Here is a 13,799-nt window from a genome sequence, read left to right on the forward strand (position 1 = left end):
GCATGAACGATATAAAAGACAATAATTGCTATAGCAGCGCGCGTCATTCTAAGTACTGGCAGCAGCTACAACAGTTAGCGGCACAGCCGTGGTCGCTAGATAAACTATTCACTCAAGATACTGAGCGTACGAGCCGTTTTAGCACGCAGGCTGGCGCGTTATATATGGATTATAGCAAGCAGTGTATTGACGACACGGTATTATCCGCACTGTTAAGATTAGCGAATAGTTGCGAACTGTCAGGCCGGATTAAATCCTTGCTGCAAGGCGCGATGGTGAATACCAGTGAAGAGCGTGCTGCCTTGCATACGGCGCTGCGCTTACCAGCGACAGCGAAATTGCAAGTTGGTACGCAAGATGTCGTCGCCGATGTTCATCATAGTTTGGCGCAGGTAGCAAGATTATCCGAGCGGGTACGCAATGGTACATGGCGCGGATTTTCTGGTAAGGCAATTACCGATGTAGTTAATATCGGCGTCGGTGGGTCTGATTTAGGGCCGCTGATGGCGACTACGGCGCTTGATGAATGGGCAGATACGAATATTGAAGTGCATTTCGTCTCCAATATGGACGGCACACAACTTGATAATTTGCTCAAGCACTTAAATCCTGAAACTACCTTATTTATTATCTCATCTAAGTCTTTTGGTACCGTTGATACGTTGTCCAATGCCAAAACAGCACTGTCATGGCTGCTTGCAACTGCAAAACTGCGTGCGGGTACAGAGGACAGCGTATTACGTCGCCATTTTATCGGTATTTCAGCCAATGGCGAGAAAATGAGCGCGTGGGGTATTCACCCTGAGCATCAATTGCAGCTTTGGCAATGGGTTGGCGGTCGCTTTTCTTTATGGTCGGCGATTGGTCTTGCTATTGCCATTCGTATCGGTATCGATGGATTTAAAGCTTTATTAGCCGGCGCTCATAGTATGGATGAGCACTTCGCGCAAGCAGATTTTGCAGAAAATTTACCCGTATTATTAGGTTTGCTTGCCGTTTGGAACAGTACCTTTTTACAAGTAAATGCTCATACGGTGCTACCTTATGATGGGCGTTTAGAGTATTTGCCAAGCTATTTGACCCAGCTTGAAATGGAGAGCAACGGTAAATCGGTGACGCTGCATGGCGATCGCCTAGACTACGATACGTGTCCGATTTTGTGGGGTGAAATTGGCTCCAATGCCCAACATGCTTTTTATCAGCTCTTACATCAAGGAACGCAGCAAGTCTCTTGTGATTTTATCGCCTGCGTGCGTCGTTATAGTGATACAGCGACCAATGCGTCATTACAGCAGCAGCATGAACTGTCTTTAGCCAATTGTTTGGCTCAAAGCCGTGTACTGGCTTTTGGTAATGCTGCTATCGCTGAAACGGATAGTCAAATTGCTTGTGATGCTGACAAATATAAATACTACCGAGGCAACCAGCCTTCTACAACCTTGCTGATTGATGAACTTACTCCGCATAGCTTAGGGGCGTTAATCGCGCTTTATGAGCATAAAGTTTATGTCATGGCCAGTATCTGGGATATCAACCCATTTGATCAATGGGGCGTTGAGATGGGTAAGAAGATGGCAGAGTCTGTTCATGAGGCGATGCAGCAGGAGGGCAAAGCACAATTCGATACCTCAACCAATCAGCTGCTAAAACACATTAAAAAGCTGTCTTAATGTTTAGCTAGTAAGCCAATCACCATTAAAGGTAAATTCATGACCGCTGATGCTATCAATAAAAATACACACCGAACTAAATCAAAACCATTGAGCCATTCGGCTACTACCGTACCTGTCTGTGTGCTTATCGGTCATAGTATTGAGGCGGTGACCAGTGCTGTCGTACTAGCAAGTCTTGGTCAGCAAGTGCATTTATACGCAGACCAAGAGATATTGGCGCAGCAGCTACATCAATATGGCTTTGAGCATCATTTGCAGGCACTATGGCAAATGTATGATCAGCAGCAACAAATTATCAGCTATACGTTACCAAAGAGTGCTGATGAGTTAATAAAGCGTTATGAGGCGGCGAGTGATAATGATGAGAAAAGAACAGTAGCGCTATATTGGCTGTTTTTAGACAGTATTGGCTCAGTATGGCTAGAAGACAGCTGGATTACCGCCTTTAATCATAGTCATCAGCAAGCATTGCCGCTCATCATGAGTGGTATTAAACAGTTAGGCGCGGTTGCAGCATTATCTACACGTTTACAGAGTGCTTGGGTCTATTATCTACCGTTCGTTTTCTTAAAAGACGGCGACGCTTATAGCTCGATGTTAAATCCGTCACTATGGTTACTCGGTGAAAAAACATCTAACAGTAGCCACCATCTAAATATGCTGCAACCACTAATGCAGCATGCACGTGCGACGCATCATGCCGATATTGCCACCATAGAGTTTGCGCGTAGTAGTATCATGGCGATGCTCGCAACGCGGGTCAGCTTTATGAATGAGATGTCGCGCTTGGCTGACAGTCATCAGGTCGATATACAGCGGGTCAGCCACATCATGGGACTCGATGCGCGCGTGGGTAGTAGTTACTTGCAAGCGGGTTGGGGGTTTGGTGGCAATACGCTTCCGACTGAATTGCTTCAGCTGCAGCAATCAAGTCAAGCGCAGAGCTTAGCCATGCCGCTATTACAATCAGTTATCCATATTAATGAAGATCAAAAAGAGCTGATATTCCGTAAGTTTTGGCAATATTTTGATGGTTTTATCGATAATAAAACAGTCATGATTTGGGGAGGTAGTTATAAAGCAGGCTCGGGACGGACGGCAGAGTCGGCGATTCATCCTCTATTGGCATTATTGTGGTCTTATAATATTCGCACGATGGTTTATAGCGATAAAGCGCAAACGGAGCTTGCCGCGCTTTATAAGCAGCAACCGCTACTTGAATTGATAAACAATCCTTATCAACAGCTTAATGAGGCGCAGGCAATCTTTATTATCAGCTGGTTGCCAGAGAATCGACTAGATATTGCCAAGCTTAATGAGCAAGCGATGCCCATATTTGATGCACAAAATGCCTTGTCGCGGACACAAATTGATGCTTTGGTCGGTGATTATATGGGTATTGGTCGCGCTAAATAAGGGTTGCTATCAAGTGTAAAATAAGCGTGGCAGACAAACAATTGTTAGACTAAAGCTAGATAAAAGCGCCGATTAATATAAAAATTAATCGGCGCTTTTTTTATTCTTATAAGTTCAGAATGTCTTTATTCAGCACAGCAGCTATTTAAGCAGGTACCGCACCTTTACTGGCAAGCCATTGTTGAATCTCTTGGGTTTTGATCTGTAGTAAATCTTCATCACCGCGACTTTCAATATTTAACCGAATTAATGGTTCAGTATTTGAGGCGCGTAAGTTAAAACGCCATTCGCCAAAGTTTAAACTTAAACCATCGAGCATCGATTTGGTTGGATTTTCAGCACTGAACTTCTCTTCGATAGCGCTAATAATCGTCTGCGCATCATGAGTGGTCAGATGAAAATTCAGCTCGCCTGAGCTTGGATAGGCTTCAATATAACCGCTGACCAATGCTGATAACGTCTTGCCAGTAATCGATAATAGCTCAATGGTTAGTAGCCAAGGAATCATGCCGCTATCGCAGTAGAAAAAGTCGCGAAAATAATGATGCGCTGACATCTCGCCACCATAAACAGCGCCAGAGTCACGCATCACTTGCTTGATAAAGGAATGCCCAGACTTACTAATAACTGCTTTACCGTTATGCTCATGGATGACGGCCTCGGTGTTATAAATTACCCGTGGATCATAAACAATCGACTCGCCCGTATACTTGTTTAAAAAGGCTTGTGCCAGCATGCCAACGACATAGCTGCCATCGATAAATTCACCGTATTCATCAAACAAAAAGCAGCGATCAAAATCGCCATCAAAGGCAATCCCAAGGTCGGCTTTATGTTCTAATACGGCTTGCTGAGTGGCGGTTCTATTGGCTTCAATCATAGGATTGGGAATGCCATTTGGAAAGCTGCCGTCAGGGACATGATGCAATTTAATCACTTCAATCGGTGCGCCAGCTTGTGCTAACTTATCGATTAATAAATTAACCACCGGGCCAGCGCTGCCATTTCCTGAATTAATAACCAGCTTCAGCGGCTTTAATTTATCAGTATCAACGAAAGTCATCACATGATTGATATAGGCGCTTTTATCCGTCAGTAATTGTAAGTTGCCTAACGTGTTAGCAGTGGTAAATAGCCCTGATTCTGCTAATGCTTGAATTTCTGCCAAACCATCATCGGCGCTAATCGGTTTTGAATGTTCTTTGACCAGTTTTAAGCCATTATAATTAATCGGATTATGACTGGCAGTTACTTCGATACCACCTAATGCTTGATAATAACTGGTGGCAAAATAGACCTCTTCTGTTCCCGTCATGCCCAAATCAATAACGTCGACGCCGGCATCTAGCATACCGGTGATAGTTGCTTGTTTTAACTGTTCACTTGAATGGCGGATATCGCTACCAATAACGATCGTTGGTTTTAAGTTTTTCAGTTCAATGGTAGCATCACTATCTGCACTGCTATAACGCTCGAATAAAATCTGGGCAAAAGCACGTCCGATACGGTAAGCGATATCTTCGTCTAGATTGACGCCAAGCTCGCCGCGGATATCGTAAGCTTTAAATGAATCAATGTTAATCGGTGCGAACTGGGTTTGAGTCGCATAGCTGGCATTATTCGTATCGGATGTGGGCATAACGATAAAATCCTTGCGTTTAAGCAGTGAGATGATAATTAAGTAGATTACTCAATTATAAGCTAATCAGTGTTCAATGCTACACTAACGACAAAATCGTTATAAACTTAATAGGGTTCTATTTAATAACCAATAAAATTATAAGAGTGTTTTTTATGAGTAGCTTAGAAAATAAAATAACAGCGCCTACACCGGTACAAGGAGCGCCAGAAGCAAGTGGCGAGTTAGCGGATTTGTTGTCCTTAATGGCACGGCTGCGAGCAGATTGTCCATGGGATAAAAAGCAAAGCAATCATAGTCTCATTCCGTATGCGATTGAAGAAGCCTATGAGCTCGGCGAGGCGATACAAAGCGATGATGATGAAGACATCAAAGGTGAGCTTGGTGATGTATTGCTGCAAGTAGTGTTTCATTGTCAGATGTACGCTGAGCAAGGGCGCCTCGATATGAGTGATGTGATTACCACTTTACAAGAAAAGCTGATTCGCCGGCATCCGCATGTGTTTGAAGCAGAAACACTTAAAGATGAAGCCGCGGTAGAAGAACGCTGGGATGAGATTAAAATGGAGGAGCAAAAAGCGCGCGCCGCACGTGGCAAACCACAGCGTCGTTTGGACAATACCAAAGCAGGCAGCGCGCTCATGCAAGCGCAGGATGTGCAAAAACAGGCGTCAAAATTGGGTTTTGATTGGGAAGGCGTCAGCGGCGCATTTGATAAACTCGATGAAGAAATTGCCGAGCTAAAAAGTGAGCTGACAGATAAATCCAATATCGAAATCAAAGCTAATATCAGAGAGATTGAAAAAGAGCTTGGCGATTGCATGTTTGCGCTGGTCAATGTCGCCCGTAAACTAAACCTCGACGCTGAAACTGCAACTTTAACTTGTGTGCATAAATTTAAATCGCGTTTTGGCTATATTGAAGACCAGTTAGCTGCCGCTGGAAAGCGTTTAGAAGATAGCGATATCAATGAGATGGATGCGTTATGGGAAGCGGCTAAACAACATGAACGCATCTAATAAATGCTTGTTTACTAAATACTCGTTTATTAAATGGCAGCATGCTAATGTGCTTGAAAATATCACCATTTTTTTAGTAGGCATATTTTTTATGCTATCTCATCCTGTCCTTGCCGCGCCTTGTTTTGATAATGCTCAAAGTGCTTATAATTATCTATTGACGCAAGAAGCAGCGCAAAGCCAAGTGCGTACGCAGACCAGTATTAATATCAATCGGGCGACAGAAGCTCAGCTGGTAGCATTAGATGGTGTTGGCAGCAGTAAAGCACAGGCAATTATTTTATATCGTGAGATGTTTGGCGGCTTTAAGAGCGTTGATGAATTAACCAAGGTAAAAGGCATCGGTGCAAAAACGGTTGAGAAGAATCGCAGACGTCTAAGCGTGCAGGATTAATCACGGTATTAATCACAATATTTTGTATTAATTAACCCCAATATTGACAAAATAGCATGTAAGTAAATGTCATAACACACCCACCATGGCCAAAATTTGTTAAACTAGCAGGTACATCCGCCTGATAGACGCTGTGTTCGTCAGGGGTGGTTAAGAATAAAGGCGAGGAGTAGATGCATGGCCGAGCGTGCCGCCAAGCAGTTAGAACTGAATAAATCTGAATTACCAAATTCCATTACCGAAGTGATTGCAACCCTAACCCGAGCTGGGTTTGATGCCTATATCGTCGGTGGCGGTGTGCGCGACACCTTGCTAGGCCTGCGCCCAAAAGACTTCGACGCAGTCACTGATGCTAAGCCCCATGAGATTAAAGACGTCTTTGGCAAGCGCTGCCGTATTATCGGTCGCCGTTTTCAATTGGCGCATGTCTACTCTGGGCGTGAGCTTATCGAAGTGGCCACCTTCCGTGGACCACCACTTAACGATTCTAATACCAATCAAGATGGTATGATTCTGCGCGACAATGTCTGGGGCGATATCAAACAAGACTTTGCCCGCCGCGACTTTTCTATCAATGCCCTTTATTATCAACCACTTAAAGGCGTAGTGCATGATTTTTGCGGTGCCCTTGAAGATATTGATAATAAAGTCATTCGTTTATTAGGCAATGCGCCGACTCGTATCGAAGAAGATCCGGTCAGATTGCTGCGTGCCTTGCGTTTTAAAGCCAAGCTTGGCTTTGATTTTGATAGCGAACTAGCCGCCCAGTTCAATGATTACAATTGGTCATTACTTGAGCAGATTTCTCCGCATCGTCTGTATGATGAAACGCAAAAGATGTTTACCGGTGGCTATTTAGTGCCATTGTTACCGCTATTGTTTGAGTCGGGCGCGATTGATAGTTTAATCATTTATCCACCTGCTGAGCCAAGTGCTTTAGTGAAGCAAGTCGCTATCAATACCGATAAGCGTATTGGCGCTGGCAAAAGTATTAATCCAGCATTCTTTTATGCCGCTTTGCTGTGGGAAAACTACCTACATCAATTAGAAAAAGCCAAAAAACGCAATATGCCTTTTGCGGATGCTCAAATGCATGCAGCGGGCAAAGTTATTGACCGTCAGCGTATAAAGACCGCCATTCCAAAATTTGCCGAACAGTTTATTCGTGATATTTGGATATTGCAGCCAAAATTGGCTGCCCCACGCAGCAAACAAATTGTCCAGCTGTCTGAGCACCCACGTTTCCGCGCTGGTTTTGATTTCTTATTATTGCGCGAGCAGTGTGGCGATGCCGAACATCCGCTATCAGAATCGACCAATGGTATGGGCGAGTGGTGGCATAACTATCAAACCTTGACCGAACAGCAGCAGGATCAAGCGATTGATGACTTTGATGAAAACATTCGTCGCGGTGCTTATAAGCAAGCGCAGCGTGGTCGTGGGCGTAATCATCAAAAACAGCAAACTTCGAACGATAATGGCAAGGTGACTCACATAGAAAACGATCAGCAAGATAAAGTAAACGACAATGCTCATAGCAATCAAGCGGTCAATGATGCGTCAAACGTGCCATCACGTCGCCGCCGCGCTGCCAGTCAGTCTACTCAGCATGTTAATAACAGTGGCAGCAATGATGGTCATAATCAGGGCTACGATAAGCAGCAAGCAACACAAGATAATAATGAGCTTGCGCAGTTGCAACAGTTATCTCTTGCGAACATTGGTCATCGATCGGCAAATGGACGCCACGATGCTAAGCCTGCACCGTTATTTGTCATAGAGCATGAGAGTGTTGTTCCGCCATTACGCAAGCAATTGTCAAGTGATGTACAGTCTCAATCGTCATCTAAGTCGCCTTCTAAATCTAAACCGGCTAGCCAAGCGTTTGTAGAAAAAAACGCTGTTACTGACAACGCAGTGACTAAAGAAAAGTTTGACAATCAAGTAGCAAAGCATCATACAAAACCAAAGCAAGCTGATGCCAATGTTGAGGCTAATACTGGCTCAGTTTCTACTAAAGCGCATATGACAGAGTATGCTACGCGCACGGTAGCCAGAACACCGGCGCTCGTCAGTATGAATAACGAGCCGATACCGCATAAGCGTCGCCGTCGTCAGCCTACGGTTGTAGAACATGACAATGGAAATAGCCCAGCCAATAGCAATAGCGTAGAGACTAAAGCAGTCGATAACAAAGCACAAAAAGCGGCGCGATACGCAAAAAAAGCGCCGAAGCCAGCGACTGAAGCTGTTAGTAAAACTGAAACTAGCGACGTTGAAAGTAAGGCTAAAACAGCAAGTAAAGCTTCAGCAGCAAAACCTACTAAAACCAGTCAAGATACTAAGAGCCAAACTAGTCAAAGTCAGTCAGCTAAGCATCAAACAGCTGCTAGTAAAATGAATGAGAAAAAAGGCCCTGTACCATCGAAGCGTCGACGTCGTCAGCCAAGCGTTAATAACGTTTAAGTTTATGAGCGGACAATAGAGTAAAGTGATAACTATGAATACGCACTTTGATGCTAGTGACGACCATGAGAGCCATGCTGAAGCAACTTGGGTTACCTGCTATGTGGGCTTAGGTAGCAATCTGAAAAATGAGCTAGGTTCGCCTGTCGAGCATTTGCAGCAAGCGGTTGCCACTATGCAAAAGCACGAGCAAATATGCGCGGTACGGGTGTCTTCCTTCTATGCCTCAGCGCCGATGGGACCGCAAGACCAACCTGATTTCATTAATGCGGTCGCAGGTTTTGAGACTACCTTGACTGCATTGGAGCTGCTTGATTTTTGTCAAGCGTTAGAACAGCAAGCCAAACGCGCCCGTTTGCGCCGTTGGGGCGAGCGTAGCCTTGATGTCGATATTTTATTATATGGTGACGTACAAATATCAGAGCCGCAATTAACCATACCGCATGCTGGCTTGCCTGAACGCAATTTTGTTTTGATACCGCTGCGAGAGTTAGTACCAGAGTTGGTCATTGCAGGTAAGCAAATAACGGATTATCCGCTGAGTGATGATTGGACAGGGTTAAGATTGCTATCAGATGATTAATACATTATTTATTAAAAAGTAGTGCAAATTGGCATTTAGCAGTAGGACCAGTCAGTGATAGTTAAAAGCATTAATGATTAAAAGCATTGAGGATGATGTAACGATATGACGACGTTATCGACTTTAAATAAATTTAAAAAAGACGGCACTAAATTTACCTGTCTGACCTGTTATGACGCGATGTTTGCGAGGATGATGGATAAAGCACAAATCGATACGATATTGATTGGTGATAGTCTGGGAATGGTGGTGCAAGGTCATGATTCGACCTTACCGGTCAGTGTCGATGATATGGCTTATCATACGGCCAATATTGCTCGTAGTAATAAGCATGCGTTGATTTTATCCGACTTGCCGTTCATGAGTTATGTGACACTCCCAGAAGCAGTGACCAATAGCCGCAAGCTGATGCAGGCAGGCGCGCATGTGATTAAAATTGAAGGCGGCAGTGAGCTTTGCGAGTTAGTCACGACTTTGGCGCAAGCAGGCACGCCCACTTGTGTACATTTGGGTCTGACACCGCAATCAGTCAATGTCTTTGGCGGTTACAAAATCCAAGGGCGTGGTGACGAGGCGGCTGATAAACTGCTTGCTGATGCCAAAGCGGTCGTTGCTGCTGGCGCTGCACTTTTAGTGCTAGAGTGCGTACCCGCTGAGCTTGCTAAAGCTGTGACTCAAGCGGTTGCCGTGCCGGTCATTGGTATTGGCGCTGGTGCCGATACAGATGGTCAAGTCTTAGTCATGCATGACATGCTGGGTATGGTGCACGGTCGTGTGCCGCGCTTTGTCCATGATTTTTTGACTGATGAGCGTAATAGCGAGCATAGTATTGAAGGCGCATTTGCCTTATATCAGCAAGCGGTACGTGACGGCAGCTTCCCCACTGAGCAGCACCAATTTAGCTAGTCTTATCTAATTTGATATTTAGTATTTTGACGATTATCAGTAGAAAAAGCTATCAGGATAAGAGTATTTACCATGCCAAGCATTCATCATCATATCTCAACACTGCGTGCAGCCTTAAATTCTTATCGCGGTCAACAAGATAGTAAGCAGTGCATTGCGTTAGTGCCAACTATGGGCAATCTACATGAGGGTCATCTTGAGCTGGTGAAGCTTGCCAAGCAGCATGCCGATATTGTGGTGGTGAGTATATTTGTCAATCCTACCCAATTTGGCGTCGGTGAGGATTTTGATAGTTATCCACGCACTTTAGATGCAGATGTAGCTAAGCTTGCTACTGTTGATGCCGACTATGTATTTGCCCCAAGCATTGATGAGATGTATCCGGTATTACCGCCACCAACGTCGGTGCGAGCGGGAGAAATTACCACACAACTATGTGGTCAATCGCGCCCCAATCACTTTGATGGTGTCGGCATCGTTGTATCTAAACTATTTAATATCGTCCAACCTGAAGTTGCCGTATTCGGTCAAAAAGATTATCAGCAACTGGCGATTATCCAGCAAATCGTGCGTGATTTAAGCTATCCCATCGAAATTATAGGTGCGCCTATTGTACGTGCTGCTGATGGCCTAGCATTATCTTCGCGCAATCAATATCTAACTGAAGATGAGCGCAATATTGCTCCTGTACTACATCAAGAATTACAACGCTTAGCCGAGCAACTCATGCAGGGTCAGCATCTTGAACAAGGGCTTGCTCCTTTGTTAACAGAGACACGGGCACGCATCACTGAGGCGGACTTTAAGATTGATTATTTAGAAGTGAAAACGGCTCAGCTCGATTCTTTAGAGACAGATGGTGCATCTGCATCTTTTGATGGAAATCAGCAGGAGTTGGTAATTTTGGTTGCAGCTTGGTTGGGCCGTGCACGTTTGTTAGACAATCAGTTAGTGACGGTAAAGCTGCCGTGATGACAGAGTAATTCGCCAGACGCAATTATTAGGATGACGGATCATGAGTGCAAGTAAGGATGACAAGCAAGCTAAAACCCATATAGATCAAGCTAAGTTAAATGATGAGCAAGCACAGGCAAATAACAATTTAGCAAAGCCTATAAACGCGAAAGCAGAAAATAAAGATAGGTTAAGTATCTTGGTGGTGTCAGGGCGCTCAGGCTCGGGTAAAACCTCAGTACTCAATATTTTAGAAGATTTGGGTTATTATTCTATCGATAATTTGCCCTTGTCATTACTTCCTGACGCGGCGCAAAAACTGGTCTGTGATAGTGGGATTAAACGCATCGCCTTGGGTGTCGATATTCGCACGCCACGTGCGGACTTGTCCAATTTCGCTGAAACTCATGATGCGTTAAAGCAGAGATATGGCGAAGACGCGGTCACCGTGGTATATGTGACGGCGCAAGAAGAAACCTTGGTGGCACGCTTCAATGCCACTCGCCGTATTCATCCACTGATGGTACAAGATACCAAAGGCTTAGAAAATACCGCTTATAATCTGCCGGCGGCAATCGAAAGAGAGATTCAGCTTTTGCAGCCAATATTTAAGCATGCGGATGTCAAAATCGATACCACTATGCTGAATATTCATCAGTTGAAAGAGCGCTTGCGTGATTACGTGGGGGTCGATAATCAAATAGTGATTAACCTGCTATCATTTGGCTTTAAATACGGCAGCCCAATTGATGCAGACTTTGTGTTTGATGTGCGTATTTTACCCAATCCGCATTGGAATCCAACGCTACGAGCTGCGACTGGTCTTGATGCTGAGGTTGCTGAATTCTTCGCCGATTATCCAGAAGTGGCTGAGATGACTGAAGATATCGCAAAATTTCTCAACCGTTGGTTGCCTGATTTTTTACATAACAACCGCCACACGGTCACGGTTGCTATCGGCTGCACCGGTGGCAAACATCGCTCGGTATTTATCACCAAGCATTTGCAAGATAAGCTGACCGTTAGCCTGCCTGAAGGATTGACCGTTGCTGCTAAGCACCGCGAAAAGCATCGTTGGTAGAGGTTGGTCGCAAGGTATAAGCTACAACGTATAAATGGCAAAAATGCTATTAAATTTATGATTTACTATCTATTATTTATTATCTCGAAAAATGGAAAGCTTTTATGATTGACTGGTCAGAACAAGATATGCGCGTCTCGCGCACAGAGCTCAAAAAAGCTCATGAGCGCCTGCAGCAGCTTTCGATACCGCTTGCCAGCTTATCGAAAAAACAACTTAAAGCCTTACCCGCTAGCGATTATTTTATGGCGGAACTGATGGCGCTTGCCGATATCACCAGCGCTAATGCTCGCAATCGCCAGACCAAACGTGTTGGCAAGCTTATGATTGAAGAAAATCGCCATGAGCTGATAAAAGCATTATTTGATGCATATTTTCCTAAAGAGCAAGTTTCTAAAATAGAGAGCTGGTATGAGCGTCTAAATATCAATGATGAAGGTACGCTCAAGCAGTTCGTCAAACAATATAAAGCCTCTGAGCAGCATAGTATGTATCAGCTATTGCTCTGGATTGAGTACGCTAAGCATACCAACGATGAGGAGCTAATGGCGGAGTCAAAAGCAGATTTGGCCAGTTATATTCGTGAAGTCGCTATTTTAACGCATCTAAAAAAATAGCGATAACAGATATAGACTAGCAAATTTGGCTAGTGGTTACCTATAAAATGCTAAAGATAGAATACTAAGATACAAAAAAGCCAATCAGTAAAGATTGGCTTTTTTAATTGATCAGAAATAGCGTTGCACTTGGTTTTTAATCTAGGTTTTTCTAAAAATACTAATGCTATTTTTTCTCTGCGCGTACTTTATCGACCAGATAATCGACTACTTTAGGGACAGTGGCGCTTTCGCCGGTCACCACATATTTACCATGAACGACAACCGCTGGTACACCTGAGAGCTGATAACGCTTAGCGCCTGCTTGTGAGCGACCAATTTTGGTGCCAACCGCAAATGAATTATATAGGCTGTTGAATTTTTTTTCGTTCACGCCTTGTGAGGCATACCATTTGCTCAATGACGCTTGGTCAAATAATTGCTTGCCGTCTTTATGTACAGCATCAAATAGCGCATCATGGGTTTTGTTTTCATAACCAAGTAATTGCGCGGCATAAAAACCACGGGCACTGGCTTCCCAAACAGGGTTTAGCGCTGCTGGGGTTTTAAAGAATGCCACGTCTTTATCTTTGGTTTTTGCCCATTTCTCCATATGCGGATTTAGGACGTTACAATGCGGGCAGCCATACCAGAAAAATTCACGCACAATAATAGCATCACCGCTGATTTTTTCTGGGTTGTCTAGCACGCGGTAATCTTTCCCTGCGACATAATTGGCGGCTTGTGCGCCCATATTGGCCAGCCCAATAGCACAAGCCAGACCAGTCAATGCGATGATACGTTTCATACTTGTTCCTTGAGGTGTCAAAATTTAAAATGTTTGGTTCAAATTTTTCATATCAAAAGTTGCTTAGCGTATTTATATAGGGTTTAAAGTAGATAAACAATGATGCATTATCTTAATTGTCCTAGCTAAATCGACCTATAATAGAGTACGGACTATAATAGCGTAAAATGCCCGTACTTGTGAACCCGATTCTTAACTAACGGTTGTAAAGCTGTGAGCTATTATTTAAGGCATCTTACTTATCATTTTTAAGCTGCTAGTTTT

Annotated in this window: 12 protein-coding genes; 10 read left to right on the forward strand and 2 right to left on the reverse strand. The window is 44.1% G+C overall.

All coding sequences use genetic code 11. From position 1 onward, the window contains the following. The first annotated feature begins 2 nt into the window (after positions 1–2). Positions 3–1,670 (forward strand): glucose-6-phosphate isomerase, encoded by a 1,668-nt coding sequence (gene pgi / locus FHS24_RS05280; RefSeq protein ID WP_183619473.1) that lies wholly within the window; start codon positions 3–5, stop codon positions 1,668–1,670. A 39-nt stretch (positions 1,671–1,709) separates the two neighbouring features. Continuing rightward, positions 1,710–3,089: a UDP-glucose/GDP-mannose dehydrogenase family protein gene (locus tag FHS24_RS05285; protein WP_183619475.1), complete on the forward strand. Its 1,380-nt coding sequence runs from the start codon at positions 1,710–1,712 to the stop codon at positions 3,087–3,089. 145 nt (positions 3,090–3,234) lie between these two features. On the opposite strand, the gene FHS24_RS05290 is transcribed toward FHS24_RS05285, so the two are convergent. Then, entirely contained in the window at positions 3,235–4,728 is a 1,494-nt protein-coding gene (locus FHS24_RS05290) for a phosphohexomutase domain-containing protein (protein WP_221185018.1), read from the reverse strand. 155 nt (positions 4,729–4,883) lie between these two features. Here FHS24_RS05290 and mazG point away from each other — a divergent pair, with 155 nt between their 5' ends. The 8 genes from mazG to yjgA all read left to right on the forward strand — a co-directional run bounded on the left by mazG (position 4,884) and on the right by yjgA (position 12,748). Then, positions 4,884–5,747, forward strand: a complete 864-nt coding sequence (mazG, locus tag FHS24_RS05295; RefSeq protein WP_183619477.1) for a nucleoside triphosphate pyrophosphohydrolase — start codon at positions 4,884–4,886, stop codon at positions 5,745–5,747. Between the two features lie 91 nt (positions 5,748–5,838). Further along, positions 5,839–6,141, forward strand: coding sequence for a ComEA family DNA-binding protein (locus FHS24_RS05300; RefSeq protein ID WP_227671682.1), 303 nt, complete (start codon positions 5,839–5,841; stop codon positions 6,139–6,141). Positions 6,142–6,318: 177 nt separating this feature from the next. Continuing rightward, a complete protein-coding gene (gene pcnB, locus FHS24_RS05305; RefSeq protein ID WP_183619481.1) occupies positions 6,319–8,607 on the forward strand; it encodes a polynucleotide adenylyltransferase PcnB in 2,289 nt (762 codons plus the stop codon). Positions 8,608–8,641: 34 nt separating this feature from the next. Continuing rightward, positions 8,642–9,190: a 2-amino-4-hydroxy-6-hydroxymethyldihydropteridine diphosphokinase gene (gene folK / locus FHS24_RS05310; RefSeq protein WP_183619484.1), complete on the forward strand. Its 549-nt coding sequence runs from the start codon at positions 8,642–8,644 to the stop codon at positions 9,188–9,190. A gap of 105 nt (positions 9,191–9,295) precedes the next feature. Continuing rightward, entirely contained in the window at positions 9,296–10,096 is an 801-nt protein-coding gene (panB, locus tag FHS24_RS05315) for a 3-methyl-2-oxobutanoate hydroxymethyltransferase (protein ID WP_183619486.1), read from the forward strand. A gap of 72 nt (positions 10,097–10,168) precedes the next feature. Further along, the gene (gene panC, locus FHS24_RS05320) at positions 10,169–11,068 is read left to right on the forward strand and encodes a pantoate--beta-alanine ligase (RefSeq protein ID WP_183619488.1); all 900 of its coding nucleotides are present in this window, start codon (positions 10,169–10,171) and stop codon (positions 11,066–11,068) included. A gap of 43 nt (positions 11,069–11,111) precedes the next feature. After that, entirely contained in the window at positions 11,112–12,131 is a 1,020-nt protein-coding gene (gene rapZ / locus FHS24_RS05325) for an RNase adapter RapZ (protein ID WP_227671681.1), read from the forward strand. Positions 12,132–12,235: 104 nt separating this feature from the next. Continuing rightward, a complete protein-coding gene (yjgA, locus tag FHS24_RS05330; RefSeq protein WP_183619490.1) occupies positions 12,236–12,748 on the forward strand; it encodes a ribosome biogenesis factor YjgA in 513 nt (170 codons plus the stop codon). Positions 12,749–12,914: 166 nt separating this feature from the next. Here the strand turns inward: yjgA and FHS24_RS05335 are convergent, their stop codons facing one another. Further along, the gene (locus FHS24_RS05335) at positions 12,915–13,535 is read right to left on the reverse strand and encodes a thiol:disulfide interchange protein DsbA/DsbL (RefSeq protein WP_183619492.1); all 621 of its coding nucleotides are present in this window, start codon (positions 13,533–13,535) and stop codon (positions 12,915–12,917) included. Positions 13,536–13,799 lie beyond the last annotated feature (264 nt).

It is taken from the genome of Psychrobacter luti, assembly GCF_014192115.1.
Lineage (GTDB): Bacteria > Pseudomonadota > Gammaproteobacteria > Pseudomonadales > Moraxellaceae > Psychrobacter > Psychrobacter luti.